Source organism: Photorhabdus aballayi (genome assembly GCF_026153155.1).
In the GTDB taxonomy this organism is placed as follows: domain Bacteria; phylum Pseudomonadota; class Gammaproteobacteria; order Enterobacterales; family Enterobacteriaceae; genus Photorhabdus; species Photorhabdus luminescens.
The window spans coordinates 112,003-133,489 of sequence record NZ_JAPFCD010000001.1 but is presented as its reverse complement, the minus strand read 5'-3'; the positions used below and the strand labels follow the sequence as shown (position 1 = coordinate 133,489).

19 protein-coding genes and 2 tRNA genes are annotated in these 21,487 nt (G+C 39.8%); 11 read left to right on the top strand and 10 right to left on the bottom strand.

Annotated elements, in window-relative coordinates; translation table 11 throughout:
- Nucleotides 1–296 precede the first annotated feature (296 nt).
- Nucleotides 297–1,448, top strand: coding sequence for a cyclopropane fatty acyl phospholipid synthase (gene cfa, locus OO184_RS00390; RefSeq protein WP_265377505.1), 1,152 nt, complete (start codon nt 297–299; stop codon nt 1,446–1,448).
- 124 nt (nt 1,449–1,572) lie between these two features.
- Here cfa and OO184_RS00385 read toward each other — a convergent pair whose 3' ends face one another.
- The gene (locus OO184_RS00385) at nt 1,573–2,550 is read right to left on the bottom strand and encodes a CgnE/CgnB domain-containing protein (protein ID WP_265377504.1); all 978 of its coding nucleotides are present in this window, start codon (nt 2,548–2,550) and stop codon (nt 1,573–1,575) included.
- A gap of 424 nt (nt 2,551–2,974) precedes the next feature.
- Complete coding sequence (locus OO184_RS00380; RefSeq protein WP_265377503.1) at nt 2,975–3,631, bottom strand: riboflavin synthase subunit alpha; 657 nt, start codon at nt 3,629–3,631, stop codon at nt 2,975–2,977.
- A 222-nt stretch (nt 3,632–3,853) separates the two neighbouring features.
- Here OO184_RS00380 and OO184_RS00375 point away from each other — a divergent pair, with 222 nt between their 5' ends.
- From OO184_RS00375 to pykF, 4 genes are all read left to right on the top strand, one after another.
- Nucleotides 3,854–5,227 carry an MATE family efflux transporter gene (locus OO184_RS00375; RefSeq protein WP_265377502.1) on the top strand — a complete coding sequence of 458 codons (1,374 nt, stop codon included), beginning with the start codon at nt 3,854–3,856 and terminating at the stop codon, nt 5,225–5,227.
- A gap of 171 nt (nt 5,228–5,398) precedes the next feature.
- Nucleotides 5,399–5,475 (top strand) — tRNA-Val (locus tag OO184_RS00370).
- A gap of 33 nt (nt 5,476–5,508) precedes the next feature.
- Nucleotides 5,509–5,585, top strand: a tRNA-Val gene (locus OO184_RS00365).
- A gap of 583 nt (nt 5,586–6,168) precedes the next feature.
- Nucleotides 6,169–7,578, top strand: coding sequence for a pyruvate kinase PykF (pykF, locus tag OO184_RS00360; RefSeq protein WP_265377501.1), 1,410 nt, complete (start codon nt 6,169–6,171; stop codon nt 7,576–7,578).
- 1,136 nt (nt 7,579–8,714) lie between these two features.
- Here pykF and OO184_RS00355 read toward each other — a convergent pair.
- Nucleotides 8,715–9,566: an enoyl-CoA hydratase-related protein gene (locus tag OO184_RS00355; protein WP_265377500.1), complete on the bottom strand. Its 852-nt coding sequence runs from the start codon at nt 9,564–9,566 to the stop codon at nt 8,715–8,717.
- Between the two features lie 440 nt (nt 9,567–10,006).
- Between OO184_RS00355 and OO184_RS00350 the strand changes: the two genes are divergently transcribed.
- Nucleotides 10,007–10,243 carry a major outer membrane lipoprotein gene (locus tag OO184_RS00350; protein ID WP_113025437.1) on the top strand — a complete coding sequence of 79 codons (237 nt, stop codon included), beginning with the start codon at nt 10,007–10,009 and terminating at the stop codon, nt 10,241–10,243.
- Nucleotides 10,244–10,352: 109 nt separating this feature from the next.
- On the opposite strand, the gene OO184_RS00345 is transcribed toward OO184_RS00350, so the two are convergent.
- From OO184_RS00345 to sufA, 7 genes are all read right to left on the bottom strand, one after another.
- Nucleotides 10,353–11,435 carry a L,D-transpeptidase family protein gene (locus OO184_RS00345; protein WP_265377499.1) on the bottom strand — a complete coding sequence of 361 codons (1,083 nt, stop codon included), beginning with the start codon at nt 11,433–11,435 and terminating at the stop codon, nt 10,353–10,355.
- A gap of 239 nt (nt 11,436–11,674) precedes the next feature.
- A complete protein-coding gene (gene sufE, locus OO184_RS00340) occupies nt 11,675–12,091 on the bottom strand; it encodes a cysteine desulfuration protein SufE (protein ID WP_265377498.1) in 417 nt (138 codons plus the stop codon).
- Nucleotides 12,092–12,129: 38 nt separating this feature from the next.
- Nucleotides 12,130–13,368 (bottom strand): cysteine desulfurase SufS, encoded by a 1,239-nt coding sequence (gene sufS / locus OO184_RS00335; protein WP_265377497.1) that lies wholly within the window; start codon nt 13,366–13,368, stop codon nt 12,130–12,132.
- Nucleotides 13,365–14,678: a Fe-S cluster assembly protein SufD gene (gene sufD, locus OO184_RS00330; RefSeq protein ID WP_265377496.1), complete on the bottom strand. Its 1,314-nt coding sequence runs from the start codon at nt 14,676–14,678 to the stop codon at nt 13,365–13,367. Before sufD ends, sufS begins: the two co-directional genes overlap by 4 nt.
- Nucleotides 14,653–15,399, bottom strand: coding sequence for a Fe-S cluster assembly ATPase SufC (sufC, locus tag OO184_RS00325; protein WP_049581304.1), 747 nt, complete (start codon nt 15,397–15,399; stop codon nt 14,653–14,655). The genes sufD and sufC overlap by 26 nt, the downstream gene beginning before the upstream one ends.
- A 56-nt stretch (nt 15,400–15,455) precedes the next feature.
- Nucleotides 15,456–16,952, bottom strand: coding sequence for a Fe-S cluster assembly protein SufB (gene sufB, locus OO184_RS00320; RefSeq protein WP_265377495.1), 1,497 nt, complete (start codon nt 16,950–16,952; stop codon nt 15,456–15,458).
- Between the two features lie 12 nt (nt 16,953–16,964).
- The gene (sufA, locus tag OO184_RS00315) at nt 16,965–17,333 is read right to left on the bottom strand and encodes a Fe-S cluster assembly scaffold SufA (RefSeq protein ID WP_265377494.1); all 369 of its coding nucleotides are present in this window, start codon (nt 17,331–17,333) and stop codon (nt 16,965–16,967) included.
- Nucleotides 17,334–18,112: 779 nt separating this feature from the next.
- Between sufA and OO184_RS00310 the strand changes: the two genes are divergently transcribed.
- The 5 genes from OO184_RS00310 (at nt 18,113) to OO184_RS00290 (ending at nt 21,383) form a co-directional block, all read left to right on the top strand.
- Entirely contained in the window at nt 18,113–18,271 is a 159-nt protein-coding gene (locus OO184_RS00310) for a Hok/Gef family protein (RefSeq protein WP_075262240.1), read from the top strand.
- Between the two features lie 740 nt (nt 18,272–19,011).
- Nucleotides 19,012–19,269 (top strand): Hok/Gef family protein, encoded by a 258-nt coding sequence (locus tag OO184_RS25135; RefSeq protein ID WP_376712531.1) that lies wholly within the window; start codon nt 19,012–19,014, stop codon nt 19,267–19,269.
- Between the two features lie 386 nt (nt 19,270–19,655).
- Nucleotides 19,656–19,814, top strand: a complete 159-nt coding sequence (locus OO184_RS00300) for a Hok/Gef family protein (RefSeq protein ID WP_075262240.1) — start codon at nt 19,656–19,658, stop codon at nt 19,812–19,814.
- A 766-nt stretch (nt 19,815–20,580) separates the two neighbouring features.
- Complete coding sequence (locus OO184_RS25130; protein WP_376712532.1) at nt 20,581–20,838, top strand: Hok/Gef family protein; 258 nt, start codon at nt 20,581–20,583, stop codon at nt 20,836–20,838.
- A 386-nt stretch (nt 20,839–21,224) separates the two neighbouring features.
- The gene (locus OO184_RS00290) at nt 21,225–21,383 is read left to right on the top strand and encodes a Hok/Gef family protein (RefSeq protein WP_265377493.1); all 159 of its coding nucleotides are present in this window, start codon (nt 21,225–21,227) and stop codon (nt 21,381–21,383) included.
- Nucleotides 21,384–21,487 lie beyond the last annotated feature (104 nt).

The window sequence follows — 21,487 nt, the reverse complement described above, 5'->3', positions numbered from 1 at the left end:
CTGCCCCCATTAAACTCATGGATTAGTCATCTTTAAGATTTTTTACTTTGATTCTTTGTTATTTTTTGCATTTTGCGTCTTCGCATCCTGCTTTGTTAGCTAATTGCCTATCCCAATAGGCGTAATTGTTGCGGACAGTTTGAACACGGACAGCGCGGAAAAACCGGAGCGTACACGTAGTACGTGAGGATTTTGAGCACTGCCCAGGTTCAAAATGGCAAATAAAATAGCCCTATTGGGATATAGGCAGTAAAACGAGCTCCTCAATATTCCATCACCCTAACGTTGGAGAGTATATGAGTTCATCCTGTATTGAAAACCCGAAAACAGCCATTAACTCCTGGCAGAGAATTGCCAATGAGATGCTAGAAAAAGCAGGGATTCAAATTAATGGTCACAACCCTTATGATATCCAGATAAAAAACCCTAATTTCTATAAAAGAGTTTTACAACAAGGTTCGATAGGGTTAGGTGAAAGTTACATGGATGGCTGGTGGGATTGCGAGCGGTTAGATATTTTCTTTTATCGCGTTTTACGCGCTGGATTAGAAAATCAAATGCCCAATAATCTCAAAGATACAATGAGAATCGCAGTAACCCGCTTACGTAATCTGCAAACGCCAAAACGGTCATGGATTGTCGGTCATCAACATTATGATTTAGGAAATGATCTTTTCACCCGTATGCTTGACGCTTATATGCAATATTCCTGCGGATACTGGAAACAAGCTAAAACACTGGAACAAGCTCAGCTTGATAAGTTGAAACTCATCTGCGAGAAATTGGAACTTTCTCCCGGCATGACTCTGCTGGATATTGGTTGTGGTTGGGGCGGGCTATCGGCTTATGCTGCTAAAAATTATGGTGTTTCCGTAACCGGTATAACTGTTTCAGCCGAACAACAGAAATATGCGCAGGAACAATGTACAAATCTGGCTGTAAAGATCATTCTGACAGACTATCGGGATTTACATGAACAGTTCGATAGAATTGTTTCTGTCGGTATGTTTGAACACGTTGGACCTAAAAATTATGCGACTTACTTCGACGTTGTTCAAAGAAACTTGAAACCTGATGGCTTATTCCTGCTCCATACTATCGGTTCCAACAAAGCTAAAACCAGTGCTGACCCGTGGATCAACAAATATATTTTTCCTAATGGCTGTCTGCCTTCGATTGAACAAATAGCCCACACCAGCAAAAGCTGTTTTGTTATGGAAGATTGGCATAACTTTGGCGCAGATTATGATCGCACATTGATGGCTTGGTATGAAAGATTTATTGCCAGTTGGCCTGAAATAGAAGATAACTATAGTCCAACATTTAAACGCATGTTTAGCTATTATCTGAATGCCTGTGCGGGTGCATTTCGTGCTCGCGATATCCAATTATGGCAAGTCGTATTCAGTCTAAAAGGTATTGAAGGCGGGTTACGGGTGGCCCGATAATTAACCAAAAGCTACAGGTTCTCACTGTAGCTTTTAGTCAATACAACAAACATATCCATTTTTAACTCTAAATATTAAAAGGTAAGTTCCTATTATAATCTTAAAAAGATTCCTCTGTTTCTCACTAACGGAAATTACCCACATAACCATTATCAAAGAAAACTGTTTGATCAAATGCTATTTTTCCACCAGAAAATATCAAATCTAAATGATGACTCCCTTTTACACCACCACCTAAACCAAGATGCAAGCCAGGATGCCGTTCTTCAAAACCGGCATTTCTGCCATAAAGCGCTTTCACTCCGGTGTTAGTACCAATACCGAACTCTTCAACAATTCTATTTCCATGATTATGGTTTAGATATAAATTAAAATCTCGACTAAATTCATCATTCTCACAACCAAACCCAATAATTTCACCCTCTTTTATATTTATAGTCATCATATCATTGACAATCCCATACTTTATAGCAAAGGGAGCGGTACTCAAAAAGGTGCCACTAAAGCTAATACTACCGTTAAGGTTCTTTATATGGCTTGCTATTTCCCCAGGAATAACATCAATATTTCCACTGCCATCAATGGAAGTCCATTTATGGTCCTTTTCTAAATAACCTATAATCGAGTTCCCTTTATTATCTGTATATTGAATCTTCTGTGATCGACTTGATAATTCAATAAGTTTCTTATTCCTTTCCGTTATTGATGCTGGCGGCTCACTGAATGCTTCAATAAAATGCGGACCATAATCTTTAAACAATACAGATTTCTTCCATGATTCAGTAATAAAGCTTCTTATCTTAGTTAGATATTCTGGCCCTTGTGGAGATGCATTCTTTAACGTTGATGATGCATAAAGAAAAACAAACAAATCACAATCGGATATTTTTTGTTTTACGTCGTCTGCTGATGTTTCTTCTAGCAAAGCGAAATCAGATTTCACATCAAAATTCTTTTTATACACATGCATCTTTTGCGCAATATCGCTATGCTCGGTATCAGATCCGATAAATATTTTTATACATTCATTATTTCTTACTTTATCTGAAATTGCAGGATGACGTGATAAACAGCGATACATATTTTCAAGACTTTTATCCATGAGGATAATCCTGTTTATTTTTAAGTAAGGGGAAACTCCCCTTACTTACATATTAATAAGAGACCTTAATTATAAAAAGCCATTAAGGCCAAAGTGCGGTACCAAAAGGTACGACAGCTTGTGCATTCATCATTTCAACAGCATCATCGTGTGTAGGTTCTTCGAGCCATTCATCTAACTCAATCGGGTTTTCCATTAAAGTAACCTCTAAAAAATATCACCGTAGGGATTGGTCTGCACTTTACAAGAAAGCGCATTAACACAATAATAACAACGTTAATTATATTAGTTAACACAATATACAAAACACTGCAATGCAAATCACAAAAAGGAGCATCAATGGGTTCAATGCTCCTTTTAACACGCAGTCAATTCTGTCCGAAAACGGCAAGCAGAGTCTTCCTGACGCTCCTCAATTTATTGATTATTCTTCCATAAATATCTCTGGTTGCTGAGAGACAACCCGTTCCTGCTCTTTCTGAGCAAGCACACGCTCCACAGTATCAACAATCGCTTGAGTCTGTGAATCAATCTCAATATTAACTCTCTGACCAAGGCGCTTTTTACCTAATGTTGTACGTTCCAATGTTTCGGGAATAAGGTGAACGCAAAAACGATTATTAACCACATCGCCAATTGTCAGACTAATCCCGTCGATGCCGATAAATCCTTTATGTAGGATATATTTCATCAATTGCTTATCATGAATACGGAACCATATTTGATGATTATTTTCTGAAGTGAAAATTTTAACTATCTCAGCAACCGTGATGATATGACCGGACATCAAATGGCCGCCAATTTCATCACCAAATTTCGCGGCCCGCTCCAGATTCACATAATCCCCCGGCTGTAAATCGCCAAGATTAGTCAGGCGCAGCGTCTCTTTCATTAAGTCAAAACTGATCTCATCGCCTTCTATTTTGGTTACCGTCAGACAACAACCGTTATTGGCAACCGACGCCCCTGTTTCGATACCTGGCAATAATTCAGCCGGAAATTTAACAACATGAGTCCGAAAATTGCTTTTTTCATCAATAGCAACCAAGGGTGCCTTTCCCTGAACGATGCCCGTAAACATAGAAGAACCTCTTAATGACTGTGTATAATTATTAATTAGTTTATATCAAGTTGTCATTGATAAATACCACCTGATCATTTGAATATAAACTCAGCATTATTGTTGTAATATAGTATCAAATAGATACAATACCCCAGTTAGTAAGCGATTGATTTTTCGAAAATCGTTTCTTATATACAGGAGTTTTTCTTAATATTTTCTACTTTCAAAAAGGTGTAATGCGTGCAGAGGTATTTAAAAGAAACGCGTAGTTTGCTCGCTTTAGGTATCCCCGTCATTCTTGCCCAATTCTCACAAACTGCAATGGGGGTTGTGGATACCGTTATGGCAGGTAGCGTCAGTGCAACAGATATGTCCGCGGTTGCCGTTGGCACCTCGATCTGGCTGCCGGTTATCCTATTCGGTTACGGCTTACTATTAGCTTTAACACCCATTATTGCGCAAATGAACGGTTCTGGTCGCAGGAATCTCATTGCTAATCAAACCCAGCAAGGATTTTGGCTGGCGATTTTCATCTCTATTATCACTATTGCTATTTTATACAACAGCAAATTCCTGATTGATAGCCAACATAATATCGATCCGCTTTTAGCAGAAAAAGCCGTTGGATTTATCCACGCAATCATGTGGGGTGCGCCGGGTTTTCTGTTTTATCAGGTGCTACGTAATCAATGTGAAGGTTTATCGAAAACCAAACCAGGTATGGTGATTAGTTTTTTAGGATTATTGATTAATATTCCGGTTAACTACGTATTCATTTACGGTAAATTCGGCGCGCCCGCTTTGGGTGGTGTTGGTTGTGGTGTTGCTACCGCCAGCGTTTACTGGGTTATGTTCCTACTAATGCATTGGTATGTGAAGCACGCGTCATCACAAAGAGATATCCGCCCTAAACATCGCTTTGCGGCGCCGGAATGGCATATTCTGAAACGCATTTCAGCTCTCGGTTTTCCTATTGCAATGGCAATGTTTTTCGAAATTACCCTATTTGCCATAGTAGCACTGCTGATCTCTCCTTTAGGCGTTACTGCTGTCGCAGGGCACCAAATTGCACAAAATTTTGGTTCATTAATGTATATGTTCCCAATATCGTTAGCCGCAGCAACCACTATCCGCGTGAGCTACAACTTAGGACAAAAGTCTACCGAGAATGCCCGGATATCAGCCTATACCGGTATTGCAGTAGGTTTAATATTTGCTTGTTTAACCGCAACCTTTACTATCATTCTGCGAGAACCGATCGCCTTGATGTATAACGACAATCCTGAAGTTATCACTATGGCCTCACATTTGATGCTGCTTGCCGCTCTTTACCAACTATCTGATGCCATACAGATTGTAGGGTGTGGTGTTTTACGTGGATATAAAGACACACGTTCTATCTTCTATATCACTTTTATCGCTTACTGGGTTCTAGGGTTACCAAGCGGTTACATTCTGGGATTAACCGACTATGTTGTACCCGCAATGGGACCACAAGGGTTCTGGATCGGCTTTATTATTGGCCTGACCGCATCAGCGGTAATGATCTTTTACCGCATTTTGTGGGCACAAAAACAACCAGACGAGATGATTTTACAACGCTCAACTCGCTGATCTATTTTCCATAAAGCCGGAGACGAATACTTAATTGGTGGAATAAACGACAAGCTCACTGTATATAGATGCAAATACGAACAGTTGAGCAATAATTTGTATTATTCCCCTTGCCAGAAGGCTAACTCGCCGTTAATATTCGTCCCCGTTGTCACCAATGCAATTTAGATTGCGTCCGTAGCTCAGTTGGTTAGAGCACCACCTTGACATGGTGGGGGTCGGTGGTTCGAGTCCACTCGGACGCACCAATTGTTTGGTCGATGACATACTTAATTATCAGTGCGTCCGTAGCTCAGTTGGTTAGAGCACCACCTTGACATGGTGGGGGTCGGTGGTTCGAGTCCACTCGGACGCACCAAGTCTACAAATGACTCTTCTTATCTTTATCATCCTTTAGCTATATCCAATTTGCCTCCCACACCGAAATGCGCTATTGCCCGTTAACGAACAGCTTACGCAATGAGCTATAACTCTTCTCTGTTAAGATCTGCATCATTTTTGCAGTTTATCGTTATAATTAATTCATATAATCATTTTTCGATTCATTTCACAGAAATAAGTCTCTATAATGCGGCGCAATTTATAGTTGAATGGTTTCAGCTCATTAGGTTTGCCGAACACTGAAAAGTTACAGATTAATCGTATGTATACCCTATGGATTTCAAGATGCACCGCGGCGGCAAGGGAGAGAATCCCCGAGAGCATAGAGAACTATGTGACCGGGGTGAGCGAGTGCAGCCAACAAAGAGGCAACTTGAAAGATAACCGGTATATAAGCTCGCATAACTCCATGTGCCTAACCTCACACGAAAAGCACTGCAAGTCTTCCCCGCCCTGTCCTTAATGATGTTGCGCAACGTTCAACGCCACATGGTATCTGCGCAAACCATAAAGCTAGCGGTTCACTATTTTATCCAATTAAAACCTGTAGATAGATTGTCATGAAAAAAACCAAAATTGTTTGTACTATCGGGCCAAAAACAGAATCCGAAGAAAAACTCGCCGAACTGTTGAATGCCGGTATGAATGTTATGCGCCTCAACTTTTCACACGGAGACTATGAAGAGCACGGCCAGCGTATTCAAAATATCCGTTCAGTTATGACTAAGACAGGTAAACAAGCCGCTATTTTACTGGATACTAAAGGTCCTGAAATCCGAACTATGAAGCTGGAAGGCGGTAACGATGTCTCTCTAACCGCAGGTCAGACCTTCACTTTTACCACTGACACTTCTGTTATCGGCAATAAAGACCGTGTTGCTGTCACTTACAGTGGTTTCCCGGCTGATCTGGCTCCCGGTAATACCGTGCTAGTTGACGACGGCTTGATCGGCATGACAGTTAAGGAAGTCACTAAGTCAGAGGTCATTTGCCAAGTTTTAAACAATGGCGACCTCGGTGAAAATAAAGGTGTTAATCTGCCAGGTATTTCTATCAGCCTGCCTGCATTGGCGGAAAAAGATAAACAAGATTTGATCTTTGGCTGCCAACAAGGTGTTGATTTCGTCGCCGCTTCTTTTATCCGCAAACGCTCCGATGTTTTGGAAATCCGTGAACACCTGAAAGCGCACGGCGGTGAAAATATCCAAATCATCTCTAAGATTGAAAATCAGGAAGGTCTGAACAATTTTGATGAAATTCTGGAAGTATCTGACGGGATCATGGTTGCCCGTGGTGATTTAGGCGTTGAAATCCCGGTAGAAGAAGTGATCTTCGCCCAGAAAATGATGATTCAAAAATGTAACATCGCTCGCAAAGTTGTCATCACTGCCACTCAAATGCTCGACTCCATGATTAAAAACCCGCGTCCTACCCGTGCTGAAGCCGGTGACGTCGCCAACGCTATTCTGGATGGTACTGATGCGGTTATGCTTTCCGGTGAAAGTGCAAAAGGTAAATATCCAATAGAAGCAGTGACTATCATGGCAACGATTTGTGAGCGTACAGACCGCGTCATGCCAAGCCGTATTGAAGCCGTCAATTGCCGTAACCTGCGCGTGACCGAAGCGGTGTGTCGTGGCGCCGTTGAAACAGCAGAAAAACTGGAAGCCCCTCTGATTGTGGTCGCAACTTATGGCGGTAAATCTGCCAAATCCATTCGTAAGTATTTCCCTGGCTCCCCTATTTTGGCATTAACCACTAATGAAGTGACTGCTCGCCAATTACTGCTTGTTAAGGGAGTTTCTACCCAAATTGTTAAAGAAATCGCCTCTACCGACGATTTCTACCGCATTGGTAAAGAAGCCGCGCTAGCAAGTGGCCTGGCGGAAAAAGGTGAAATCGTGGTTATGGTTTCTGGCGCTCTAGTTCCAAGCGGTACTACCAACACTTCGTCTGTTCACGTACTTTAATTTAATAGATTGCTTTATTCCTGAAACACCGTATATATGACGGTGTTTCAGAATATTGAATATACCCGTCATCTTTCAAATTGCCTCTTTGTTGGCTGCACTCACTCACCCCGGTCACATAGTTCTCTATGTTCCCGAAGATTCGCTCTCTTGCCGTCGCGATGCATCTTGAAATCCATAGGGTATATATGATTTTTTTCTGCTAATTTAATGCAATATTAAATTATTTTCCCAATTATCATACTCACATATTTATTTTAATTCTGATTTTTAAATTATAAATTTAGAATAAACTTAACAATCAGACATAATACATACATATATTTCGGAAACAATAAGCATCATTAACACATATAAAGCAATAAGATTTTTTAATCATTTAAAAAATAATTTACACAAAGAGAATTCTATGACTATTCATTAAATATCAATAAATTTAAAATATAATTTTACACTTTGATTATTTCCTTTGTTCAATATGTCTTTATCATTGACATGAGCTCTGCCTTGCTTCCCTATCCATCTGGCTAGCCACAAACATAGATTATCCCTCGATTCTATTGGTATTCATATTCATGTAATAACATGCAAAAAGCTCAATTGATGAAAATGCCAATAGATTAATCCACGCCTAAAAGATAGCTCTTTTCATACTTCCCTATTCAATAAAACGCTATTAATAAATTCATATTAAACAACTACTTTCACAATCCAACCATTAATCATAATTCTATAAAACAGAAACATTATTAATATATAATTATTGTGATTTATTACAGAGATTCACAGCCTAACCATAAGTCGTCTATTCGCAGAAAATAAAATACCTTAATATATTCATCATATATACCTAATAGATTTCGAGTTGCAGCGAGGCGGCAAGTGAACGAATCCCCAGGAGCATAGATAACTATGTGACTGGGGCGAGCGAGTGCAGCCAACAAAGAGGCAACTTGAAAGATAACGGGTATAGATCAAATTATTCCATCCACTTATATACTAATTAATAATAATGCCATTCTCTGTTCTCTCGCGGCCAGAAAATGGCTTAACCTTCAACAATGATGATATTTCCCAGCACTACATCACCATTTGCGAAGAATCTACTTTACATATCATCAATATCTTTGCCTCAATCATGGCTCATCAAAAATTTTACCGACTTCACTTAAGTTTTGGAACTCACTGTTTGTTCCAGTCGCTTTCGCTTGAATTGAGCACAGAATATCCTGACGACTAAAAATCGAAGCTTGCAAAAGTGCTATTTGCTGCAATGATTCATAGACACCATGATCACGGCTGTAAAGCATAGCGCGTTTAACCCCGTTAATGGCAATAGGAGACCGATCAGCAATACGCCGGGCAGTCGCGAGAGCGCCTTCAATTAATGTCTCCGTGGAAGGGAACACCTTTACCACCAGCCCCAAATCATGAGCCTGAGCCGCACTCAACGTATCCCCAGTAAGGGCAAGATAGCGGGCCATTCCCCCAGGGATCAAATGTTGCAAACGTTGAAGAATACCTAAGTCAGCCATCATACCGATATTGGTTTCCTCTATACGAAACTTCGCATTTTCAGCAGCAAAACAAAAATCGCAGGCAGCAATTAAGTCAAAACCGGCACCAAGACAGGCGCCTTGTACTGCGGCAATAACAGGGAAGCGGGCACGTTCTAATACGTTTATTGTCTCTTGCATTTGCAATAAGCTGAACTGCATCGCTTCCCGCTCATTAGGATTAGCTGTATTAGCCTCTTTGCTAGAGGCAAAAATTTGCAGATCAAGCCCGCCACAAAATGTGTTTCCCTGTGCAGAGATCACCATTGCCCGCACTTCACCTGAACGACTGAGTTGCTCTATTGCCTCAGGAAATCTTTTCCAGAACCCAAGCGCCAAACTATTGGCCTTTTCGGGACGACTGAGTTGCAAATGAGCGACTCCATTATCAATATTGATGTTAAAATATTCGTTAGATTGATCAGTTAACATAATGAACTCCTCTTACCAGTTTCAATTTGAGCCTAGGATTCAACCTGAACATTGTCAAGTTGTTCATCTACAATAAGATTCAGTTAACAAATTTGTTTTAAGAGAAACCCTAAATTTATGTATAAAAAATGGCTTCATTAAAGAGATGTCCCGATAGTTCAATAGACGCAAGACGACCTGGATGTCGTATTTTTTATTTATAAGAATTTTTAACTAAAATTATTTCGAAGAATATCATTCCCTCATGCAATAGGCTTTTTTTGATTAAAATGTTACTCAACGGTTTTGTTTTTTTACATTCAGATGAAAATTATCCACTTGTTAAAGAGAAAAATTGAAATAATTGGTTTTCATGATAAAAATTTATTCTCTTTCTAAAAAACTTTGTGTAATACTTACATGGCTACTTGGAGATTAACTTAAATCTAGAGGGTATTATAATGAATCGTACTAAAATTGTACTGGGTGCAGTAGTTCTGGCTTCTACTCTGTTGGCTGGTTGTTCAAGCACTGCTAAGGTTGACCAACTGACTTCTGATATTCAGACTCTGAATGCAAAAGTTGATCAACTGAGCAATGACGTGAACGCAGTACGTACTGACGTTCAAGCCGCTAAAGACGATGCAGCTCGTGCGAATCAGCGTCTGGATAATCAAGTTCGTTCCTACAAAAAATAATTTTTTGTAATTATGTACAAAAATGGCGCACAGTCTATCTGTGCGCCGTTTTTTATCATCGGATTCTGTTAGATAAATATTTGCAGACTCCCTTGTCCACAATAAAATATTAATTTGCCCGATAGATTGGCCCAGGTTGATATAACGGTGGTAATGTAAACGATTCAGATACATCTTTATTCACTGCTTGTTCTGTCCCTTTAACATCATCTTCCACCCGCACGATATTCTCTTCTCGCAACTCTTGTTGTGTTTCATGTTGTGTTTCAGGCTCTATGTCTTTACTTACCAGTACCGGCATACCAGAACGGCGTACCATTGCTTGTTCAGCAATATTTTTATCCGTTTCGCTATTATCAATGAACTTGTTCAAATCGGTTGATCGAACAATAGGTAATGTCTGTGGATCATCATTCTCTTTCTTAGACAACGGCTGGTGTACTTCAATATAACGCTCACCATTTGGTTCTACAGAATACTTAACCGCCTCATTGATAATCTGAACTCGCGTTCCACGGGGCACTGTGTTGAACAACGTTTCAATATCATCAGGACGTAAACGGATACACCCCGAACTCACCCGCATACCAATGCCAAAATCAGCATTAGTGCCGTGAATCAAGTATTCTCCGCGCCCGGCAGCTAAACGCAACGCAAATGCGCCCATTGGGTTTTCCGGGCCAGCAGGAACAACCGCAGGTAAGGTAATCCCCTGTTCAGCATAATGCTTACGGATATTCTTAGTCGGCGTCCAAGTTGGGTCTTTAATTAACTGACTGACAGATGTTGTCATCACTGGCGTATTACGACCAAGTTGCCCAATACCAATCGGATAAACGATGACTTTGTTTTTTCCTTTAGGAAAATAGTAGAGTCTGAGTTCTGCAAGGTTAATCACCATCCCTTGCCTCGGTGTATCGGGCAACAACATTTGTGATGGAATAATCAGTTCAGAACCCGGAGTTGGCAAATAAGGGTCAGTGCCTGGGTTAGCTTCCAGCATTGCCAGTAAACCAATTTCATATTCGGCAGCAATCGCCTCCAAAGAACGACCATCATCGGGTACTACCAATGTCGTATTTTCGCCAATTAAACGGCTATTGGCCGCTGGCAAAGTATATTCTGTGGCGCTAACGGTGTTAGCTAGCCCACTTAATAATAACACGCCAATAAACGTTAAAACTCGTTTCATGCTTGCTTCCTGGAAATGACTTCTAAATGTTATCGAATAAATTTAAGTACATACCCTATGGATTTCAAGATGCATCGCGACGGCAAGGGAGCGAATCCCCGGGAAGCATAGCGAACTATGTGACCGGGGTGAGCGAGTGCAGCCAACAAAGAGGCAACTTGAAAGATAACGGGTATAAAAGGTTGAAGCCTTATTGCGTATATATTATCAGTAGCGAAAGAAACGCGTAAGACTGGTATTTAAACCATTTTACTTGCTCTATTTCGGATGGCGCATATCATCGCATGTAGCCCCTGAGTGCGTGAGGGCGTCAGATGTTGCTCCAAAGACAATTTTCCAAAATATTCAGTCACATCCAAATCCAGAATTTCCTGGGGTGTTTTATCTTGAAAAAGGATAAAAACAATCGCCGCCAATCCTTTAACAATAGCGGCATCACTGTCACCAATAAATTCCACTTTGTTTTGGTGATTCGTTTTCAGCAGTATCCACACATGGCTCTGACAACCTGCAATTAAATATTCAGGCTGACGTTGTTGGTCAGTAAGAGGAGACAACCTCGCTCCCAGTTCAATCATATAGAGATACCTTTCTTCCCAGTTCTGGCAACGGGAAAAATTGCGTAACAATTTATTTACGTCGGGCAAATTTGCCATCACTTCTTCCTTAATCACTCTTTCGATCTATAACCGGCTCAACCCAGTAACTTTTCTATTCGCTGCAATCCAACAACAAGCGCATCAATATCTTCTTGCGTAGTATAAATCGCCAATGACGCCCTACACATGCTGGAAACGTGATAATGCTCCATTAAAGGAAGAGCGCAATGATGTCCGGTACGGATCGCTATTCCATATTGATCAAGGAAACTTCCCACATCATAAGCATGATGCTGGCCAAGATTGAAAGCAATCACTCCCTGACGTTGTTCAGGGCCATACAATTTCAGGGTTCTGACCTCTTTTAGCCGTGTCATTGCATAATCCATCAGAGCTTGCTCATGTTGCTGAATTTCATCTAGCCCAAGTGAAACAACATAATCAACAGCAGCACCAAGCCCAATAATTCCCGTCATATTTGGGGTTCCCGCCTCAAATCGCCACGGCGGTTCTGCATAGGTTATGCCATTTTGCAAGCTGACCTGTTTTATCATCGCGCCACCCCCTTCCCAAGGCGGCATAGCATCCAGCAAAGATTTGCGCCCATAAAGCACGCCAATGCCTGTTGGGCCATATAATTTGTGGCTGGAAAAAACATAGAAATCGCAGTCCAGATCCTGCACATCAACTTTCTTATGCATAATGGCCTGAGCGCCATCAACCAGAATATGTAACCCACTTCCCTGCTCATCAGCCAGTTTTCTTGCCTGCTTTATGATTTGACGTACAGGATTCACGGTACCAAGCACATTAGAGAGATGAGTAAAAGAAAGCAATTTAGTACGTGAATCAATCAAAGAGGCTAAAATTGCTTGATCCAATTCGCCATTCTCATTCAATGGCCATACTCTAATTTCAAATCCTATTTGTTCTGCCAGCATATACCACGGAACAATATTGGCGTGGTGTTCCATTTCAGTAATAACAATATTATCGCCGTTATTGATAAACCTGCGGCCATAACTGTTAGCAATCAGATTAATCCCTTCCGTCGTACCTTTGACGAATACAATCTCTTCACTGCTTTGAGCATGAATAAATTGCGAGATCTGGTAGCGAACATTTTCAACCATCCGAGTTGCCGCAGAGCTGAGGGTATGAATTCCCCGGTGAACCGCCGCATACTGATGCAAACAAAATTCACTTTCTCTTTCAATAACTGAAACCGGCTTCTGAGCACTGGCAGCACTATCAAGATAAACCAGTGGATGCCCATTAACCTGTTGAGTTAACACAGGGAAATCTTGTCGCACCTTTTTTACAGAAAAAGTCATTTTTCTACTCTCGCTAAACGGTGCTTAATGTGTTTCATGACAACACTTTTCAGAGATTCATCTTCAATAGATTCCGTCAGCTCCGCGGCAAAAGCAAATACCATCATATGTTCCGCATCACATCGGCTGATACCACGTGATTGCAGATAAAATAGTTGTTCCTCATCTATTCGGCCAACGGTCGCACCATGACTGCATTTCACATCATCGGCGTAAATTTCCAGTTGGGGTTTGGTATCGACTTCCGCCTGTTTACCTAATAACAAATTGTTATTAGTCATTTGTCCGTCAGTTTTCAATGCATGAGGCGCTACCTTAATCATGCCGTTAAATACTGCTTTGCTCTGATCCATCACAATAGTTTTATGCAACTGGCGGCTTTCACAATGCCCTTTATTATGTTCCAAATAAGTACGAGTATCAGCGACCTCTTTTCCTTGTGGCAACAGTAAGCTATTCAACGACAAATTCGCGCCTTCGCCATCCAACTTAACACTAGTATTGTATCGGCCAAGTCCAGAACCCAATAAAAAGCTGGTGCTTTTTACTTGAGCATCACGACCAACCACAATATCGTTATGCGCAAAGTGATAGCTTTCATTATTCTCAATCCCCAGTTTTATATGAGTGAAATGGGCATTATCTCCCACTTCCGCAGTTAAGCGACCTCCTGTCATATGAGGTTGCTGTCCATCAATACTGACGAAGTGTTCAATTACGCTGGCACTGGCATTCATGCCTACGGAAATGTGATAGCGGTAATGACTGGTATTCAATGCTTCACTACAATGACCGCTGGTTATATTCAGCAGGTAAAGAGGCTTTTCTGCCACTTGCCCGGCCTTTAATGTAATAACCAAGGGCTGTTGAGCCAAACTTTCTGTTAGGTGCAGAAAGATCTCACCCTGTATCGGCGCTGGAAGCCCGCTTTTATTATCCAGTAAATTTAGCTGGTATGGTCCAAATTCATAGGAACTCAGTAAAGGTGAAAAACAACCATCCACCATAACGACACGCCAACAATCCATTGGAATCGCCAGTTGTTCGCATTGTGCTGCGGTCAATTCCCAAGTTTTGCTGCTGTATTGCTGATTTAACAACTTATCCAGCGGTGTATAACGCCAATCTTCATGTCTGAATTGAGGAAAACCGGTTCGAGTGACTTGCTGCCAATGCAAACTAGCATGAGACGAATCCTCACCATGACGGTAACGATATAAATTTGCAAAACGCGCTAATGCTTGCTGGTTACGTTCTGCAACCTGCCGCATCTTTTCAGCTCTTTCACTGTTGGTCAATAAGCCAGCCATAACCTTGCTCCTCCAACTTTTTCGCCAAACTGAAATCACCGGATTTAATAATTCGTCCCTGATAAAGTACATGCACAAAATCAGGTTTCACATAATCCAAAATACGTTGGTAATGGGTCACAATAATGAATGAACGGTTTGGATCACGTAAAGAATTCACGCCATTAGATACAATTTTCAATGCATCAATATCCAGCCCCGAATCTGTCTCATCCAGAATACAAAGTGTCGGTTCCAACGCGGCCATTTGCAGAATATCGTTGCGTTTTTTCTCACCACCGGAAAAGCCGACATTGACTGAACGTGTCAGCAAATCCGGCGGCATATCCAATAATTCAATTTTTTCTTCGATAAAATCGGCAAAATCAAAGCGATCCAACGGCTCCTGATGGCGATATTGGCGAACAGCGTTCACTGCGGTTTGCAGGAAAAATTGATTACTGACACCCGGAATTTCCACCGGATATTGAAACGCCAGAAAAATTCCCTCCCCGGCTCGCTCTGATGGCTCCAATCCAAGTAAATCTTTTCCTTTAAAGGCGATTTCACCATCATCAATTTCATACTCTTCACGGCCAGCTAACGTTGCTGATAATGTACTTTTACCGGAACCATTCGGCCCCATGATGGCATGGATTTCACCCGGTTTAACTTCAAGATTTAATCCTTTTAGGATTTCATTACCTTCAACACTGACTCGTAAATTTTTAATACTTAACATATTACATGCCTTCGAACGACTTAACGTTCTGTCATAAAAAAGGGAAACAGGAAAACTCATCCAACGCTGTGTTCAAGGCTGATTGCCAGCAATTTTTGTGCTTCAACGGCAAATTCAAGGGGAAGTTCAGAGAACACATCCTTACAGAATCCATTAACAATCATGGAGATCGCATCATCTTCACTGATGCCACGCTGCAAACAATAGAACAATTGATCTTCACCAATGCGGGAAGTTGTCGCTTCATGCTCCAATTGCGCCGTATTGTTCTGTACTTCTACATAAGGGAATGTATGCGCGCCACATTCAGTACCAATCAGCATGGAGTCACATTGGGTATAATTACGAGCGTTTTCTGCCCCCGGTAATATTTTGACCAATCCGCGATAACTGTTTTGACTACGCCCAGCCGAAATGCCTTTTGAAATGATGGTTGATTTAGTGTTACGACCAATATGGATCATCTTGGTGCCGGTATCAGCCTGTTGAGTACCGTTAGTCAGAGCAACGGAGAAAAACTCACCAATTGAGTTATCCCCTTTCAGGATCACACTGGGATATTTCCAGGTAATTGCAGAACCTGTTTCCGATTGAGTCCAGGACATTTTGGCATTTTCGCCCTCGCATAACGCTCTTTTAGTGACAAAGTTGAGAATCCCGCCTTCACTTTCCCCCCCTGAGAACCAGTTTTGTACCGTGGAATATTTCACTTCGGCATCTTTATGGATAATCACTTCGACAACAGCGGCATGAAGTTGATAGCTATCACGCACCGGTGCAGAGCATCCTTCTATATAGCTGACATAACTGCCTTCATCAGCAATTAAGATAGTGCGCTCAAATTGCCCCGTTTTCGCAGCATTGATGCGGAAATAGGTGGATAGTTCCATTGGGCATCGGACTCCTTTTGGCACATAAACAAAAGTACCATCAGAAGCCACTGCGGCATTGAGCGCAGCAAAAAAGTTATCGTGGCTTGCAACCACGCTGCCGAGGTATTTACGAACCAATCCGGGATATTCTTGTATCGCTTCACTAAATGAGCAGAAAATAATCCCCTCTTTCGCTAATTTATCCCGATAGGTCGTTGAAACAGAAACGGAGTCAAAAATAGCATCTACCGCAACAGCCTCGCCTTCCCGTACAGGAACACCCAACTTATCAAATGCTTCTTCAATTTCCGCGGTTAAATAGCTATTAGCTTGCTCCGCTCCTGCTTCTTGAACAGCACCAGATTGTGAATTGCAACTATCGCCACAAGCACCGCATGAAGGGGCTGAATAGTAACTGTAGTCCTGATAATCAAGATTGGGATAATTCGCTTTTAACCAATGAGGTTCTTCCATTCCTAACCAATGGCGATAAGCCTCTAGCCGAAATTCAAGCATCCATTCGGGTTCATTACGTTTTGCGGAAATGGCCCGCACAACGTCTTCACTCAAACCTTTAGCTAACTCATCCGTCGCCACCTGAGTGAAGAAGCCTTCTTTATAACGATGACCGCTGAGCCAGGTCTGCACATCATCGCTGATTTCTACATTGCTCTGAGACATATATTGGTACACTTATATACCAAAGCTCTCACCACACCCACAGGCATGTTGTGCTTTTGGATTATTGAATTTAAATATCTGATTTAAACCTTCACGGACAAAATCCACTTCAGTACCATCGATAAATGGCATTGCTTTCAGAGGCACATATAGATGTGCTCCTTCATTTTCATACATTAGATCATCAGGCGCGGGATCATTAACCATCTCAAATACATAGCCAAAGCCGGCACATCCCGATTGCTTAACCCCCAGATATAATCCTTTACTTTGTGGGTTTTGCTGCATCAACTTGAGAATCTGCGCTGCGGCTCTCGCGGTGATAGTAATTCCCTGCCATGCGGTTTCATTCAGAGAAAAGGTTTCAACACTGTTTGTCATAGTTGACCTCACATTTATTCTATAGCTATTCTTGCTGCCGTTATCGGAGTGTTCTCTCCCCCGTATAATGGTAATGATAACCTTTATCACTTCAACCATTTGTTTTAAGAGGATATACCGTAATAAGGTTAAATTTTATTCGAATGCGATAATTTATGTTCATTTCATATGAAGGTATCTCTTTAATTTACTGTTTTATCTATAAATTATTAGTTTGATCAATTGTGCTATCTTTTACTTATTGGCGTAAGACAAAAGCACAAAAAGTTCATCAGAAATACCATTTGATGTAAGCTTCCAGATATACGGGAAAGTAGTTCCCCTCCTAGTATGAAAATAGCAGTCAACCAGATAAAATTGACATAGTTAGCCGGAAATGCAAAATAGAGGTTGTCAGTATGATGATAATATATGTAAATAGAATTTCTATTTAATCGACGCAATTAATCAAACGCATTAAGAAACAATTTTATCCATATATTCCATTTTCAACATTCCTTCCTTTTCTTATTAATAGCTTTACTCGCTGGCTAATTTAATTTGAAGGTATTACTTGACCATAATAAATATTTTCAAGATATTGCATCTCATATGAATAAAAGTATACTGCCTCCGGGTGCTTGAGACTTTCTGTCTTGAGCATGATATTCCAAGCAAAAATTATGTTTCAGGCAGAAAGAGAAAAGCCCCATCCGACTATAAATCGAAATGAGGCTACTTCTATGCGTAAACAACATAAGGCTAGCCTCTTACCTGACAAAAAGCAAGGAGAGAAGGTGATGAAGCCGCAAAAAATCGTAATATTTAGTTTGATCGTTATTTGTGTGACATTACTCTTGTTCACATGGATAACAAGGGGTTCACTCTGTAAACTCCATATCAAACGAGGTAATACCGAGGTTGCGGCAATCATGGCTTACGAATCCAGCGACAGGTAAGGCAACCTTAGGCGGGAGATTTTTACTCCCGCCCTTTTAGATGTTGTTATAACTTAGTTCTCAGGCACCCTTCATATTTCGGTGGAATTAAACAGTAATTAAAACCACTGAAATTTTAGCATTAATTGATATATACTGGCGTTTACAGATTTGAATAAATATTTGCAATTAGATTTCCCCCTATTTCAATATTAATTTTTTAATATAATTACGCAATTAACTCAAACAACCCATAATATTATAAAAATATCGATAAACTCCATAAACATCTATACTTCTTAAATGTTATTGCAACTCAATTCAATTACCGTAAATAATAACTTTTTCACTTAAATAGTAGGTTATTCTACATCAACAATCTACTTCTAATTTTTTTATATTTTATCCAAGAAAACCTGATATGGTTAGTCAAGAGTAAGAGGATATATACTGATTAACGCAAGACAAAAGCACAAAAAGTTCATCAGAAATACTATTGATGCGAGCTTAGATATACAGGAAAATGGCTCCATCCCCTGAATGAGGACTTCTATTTAATCAATATAATTAATTAAACGCATTAAGAATGCCATTTTATCTATATATTCCATTTTCAACATCCCTCTATATTTTTATTAATAGCTTTACTCGCTGGCTAATTTAAAGGTATTACTTGGCCATAATAAATATTTTCAAGATATTACATCTTATATGAATAAACGTATACTGCCCCCGAGTGCTTGAGATTTTCTGTCTTGAGCATGATATTCAAAGCAAAAATTATGTTTCAGGCAGAAAGAGAAAAGCCCCATCCGATTATTAATCGAAATGAGGCTACTCCTATGCACCAACAACATAAGGTTAGCCTCTTACCTGATAAAAAGCAAGGAGAGAAAAGCCATGAAGCCGCAAAAATCGTAATATTTAGTTTGATCGTTATTTGTGTGACATTATTCTTGTTCACATGGATAATAAGAGATTCACTCTGTAAACTCCATATCAAACGAGATAATACCTAACCATTATGATTATAATATATGAAAATAGAACTTCTATTTAATCGACGCAATTAATTAAACGAATTAAAAAATAATTTAATCTATATATCCCATTTTCAACATTCCTTCCTTTTCTTATTAATAGCTTCACTAGCTGGCTAATTTAATTTGAAGGTATTACTTGACCATAATAAATCTTCTCAAGATATTGCATCCCATATGAATAAACGTATACTGCCTCCGGGTGCTTGAGACTTTCTGTCTTGAGCATGATGTTCTAAGCAAATATTATGTTTCAGGCAGAAAGAGAAAAGCCCCATCCGACTATAAATCGAAATGAGGCTACCCCTAATGCAAGACAACATAAGGCTAGCCTCTTACCTGAAAAAAAGCAAGGAGAGAAGGCGATGAAGCCGCAAAAAATCGTAATATTTAGTTTGATCGTTATTTGTGTGACATTACTCTTGTTCACATGGATAACAAGGGGTTCACTCTGTAAACTCCATATCAAACGAGGTAATACCGAGGTTGCGGCAATCATGGCTTACGAATCCAGCGACAGGTAAGGCAACCTTAGGCGGGAGATTTTTACTCCCGCCCTTTTAGATGTTGTTATAACTTAGTTCTCAGGCACCCTTCATATTTTAGTGGAATTAAACAGTAATTAAAGCCACTGGAATCTTAGCATTAATTGATATATCGGCATTTACAAATTTAAGTAAAATTTTTTAATTAGTTATTTATCTATTCCAATATAGATCTCCTTAATATAATTCAACATTTAAATTCATCGAATATATATAAGAAACTCAAACAACCCATAATATTATAAAAATATCGATAAACTCCATAAATATCTATACTTCTTAAATGTTATTGCAACTCAATTCAATTACCGTAAAAAATAAATTTTTCACTTAAATATCAGGTTATTCCACATCAATAACCTACTTCTATTTTTTTATATTTTATTCAAGAAAACCTGATGTGGTTAGCCAAGAGTAAGAGGATATATACTGATTAACGCAAGACAAAAGCACAAAAATTTATCAGAAATACTATTGATGCGAGCTTTCAGATACACAAGAGAATGACTTTATCCTCGGTATAAGAGTTTCAATTTAATCGACGCAATTAATTAAACGCATTAAAAAACAATTTAATCTATATATCCCATTTTCAACATTGATTACTTTTTTTATTAATAGCTTCACTAACTGGCTAATTTAATTTTAAGGTATTACTTGACCATAATAAATATTTTCAAGATCTTGCATCTGATATGAATAAAAGTATACTGCCTCCGGGTGCTTGAGACTTTCTGTCTTGAGCATGATATTCCAAGCAAAAATTATGTTCCAGGCAGAAAGAGAAAAGCCCCATCCGACTATTAATCGAAATGAGGCTACTTCTATGCGTAAACAACATAAGGCTAGCCTCTTACCTGACAAAAAGCAAGGAGAGAAGGTGATGAAGCCGCAAAAAATCGTAATATTTAGTTTGATCATTGTTTGTGTGACATTACTCCTGTTCACATGGATAACAAGGGGTTCAATCTGTAAACTCCATATCAAACGAGGTAATACCTAACCATTATGATTATAATATATGAAAATAGAATTTCTATTTAATCTAAGCAATTAATCAAACGCATTAAAAACCATTTTATCTATATATTCCATTTTCAATATTCCTTCCTTTTCTTATTAAGAGCTTTACTCGCTGGCTAATTTAATTTGAAGGTATTACTTGACCATAATAAATCTTATCAAGATATTGCATCCCATATGAATAAACGTATACTGCCTCCGGGTGCTTGAGACTTTCTGTCTTGAGCATGATGTTCTAAGCAAAAATTATGTTTCAGGCAGAAAGAGAAAAGCCCCATCCGACTATAAATCGAAATGAGGCTACTCCTAATGCTGAACAACATAAGGCTAGCCTCTTACCTGATAAAAAGCAAGGAGAGAAAAGCCATGAAGCCGCAAAAAACCGTAATATTTAGTTTGATCGTTATTTGTGTGACATTACTCTTGTTCACATGGATAACAAGAGGTTCACTCTGTAAACTCCATGTCAAACGAGGTAATACCGAGGTTGCGGCAATCATGGCTTACGAATCCAGCGACAGGTAAGGCAACCTTAGGCGGGAGACTTTTACTCCCGCCCTTTTAGATGTTGTTATGGCTTAGTTCTCAGGCACCCTTCATATTTCAGTAGAATTAAACAGTAATTAGAA

Bases quoted from the DNA above. Each gene is read 5' to 3' on its own strand.
- OO184_RS00310 (WP_075262240.1), top strand. From the start codon at position 18,113: ATGAAGCCGCAAAAAATCGTAATATTTAGTTTGATCGTTATTTGTGTG.
- OO184_RS25135 (WP_376712531.1), top strand. From the start codon at position 19,012: ATGATATTCAAAGCAAAAATTATGTTTCAGGCAGAAAGAGAAAAGCCC.
- OO184_RS00350 (WP_113025437.1), top strand. From the start codon at position 10,007: ATGAATCGTACTAAAATTGTACTGGGTGCAGTAGTTCTGGCTTCTACT.
- OO184_RS00345 (WP_265377499.1), bottom strand. From the start codon at position 11,435: ATGAAACGAGTTTTAACGTTTATTGGCGTGTTATTATTAAGTGGGCTA.
- OO184_RS00300 (WP_075262240.1), top strand. From the start codon at position 19,656: ATGAAGCCGCAAAAAATCGTAATATTTAGTTTGATCGTTATTTGTGTG.
- sufB (WP_265377495.1), bottom strand. From the start codon at position 16,952: ATGTCTCAGAGCAATGTAGAAATCAGCGATGATGTGCAGACCTGGCTC.
- OO184_RS00290 (WP_265377493.1), top strand. From the start codon at position 21,225: ATGAAGCCGCAAAAAACCGTAATATTTAGTTTGATCGTTATTTGTGTG.
- OO184_RS00355 (WP_265377500.1), bottom strand. From the start codon at position 9,566: ATGTTAACTGATCAATCTAACGAATATTTTAACATCAATATTGATAAT.
- sufE (WP_265377498.1), bottom strand. From the start codon at position 12,091: ATGGCAAATTTGCCCGACGTAAATAAATTGTTACGCAATTTTTCCCGT.
- pykF (WP_265377501.1), top strand. From the start codon at position 6,169: ATGAAAAAAACCAAAATTGTTTGTACTATCGGGCCAAAAACAGAATCC.
- sufS (WP_265377497.1), bottom strand. From the start codon at position 13,368: ATGACTTTTTCTGTAAAAAAGGTGCGACAAGATTTCCCTGTGTTAACT.
- cfa (WP_265377505.1), top strand. From the start codon at position 297: ATGAGTTCATCCTGTATTGAAAACCCGAAAACAGCCATTAACTCCTGG.
- OO184_RS00380 (WP_265377503.1), bottom strand. From the start codon at position 3,631: ATGTTTACGGGCATCGTTCAGGGAAAGGCACCCTTGGTTGCTATTGAT.
- OO184_RS25130 (WP_376712532.1), top strand. From the start codon at position 20,581: ATGATATTCCAAGCAAAAATTATGTTCCAGGCAGAAAGAGAAAAGCCC.
- sufC (WP_049581304.1), bottom strand. From the start codon at position 15,399: ATGTTAAGTATTAAAAATTTACGAGTCAGTGTTGAAGGTAATGAAATC.
- OO184_RS00385 (WP_265377504.1), bottom strand. From the start codon at position 2,550: ATGGATAAAAGTCTTGAAAATATGTATCGCTGTTTATCACGTCATCCT.
- sufA (WP_265377494.1), bottom strand. From the start codon at position 17,333: ATGACAAACAGTGTTGAAACCTTTTCTCTGAATGAAACCGCATGGCAG.
- sufD (WP_265377496.1), bottom strand. From the start codon at position 14,678: ATGGCTGGCTTATTGACCAACAGTGAAAGAGCTGAAAAGATGCGGCAG.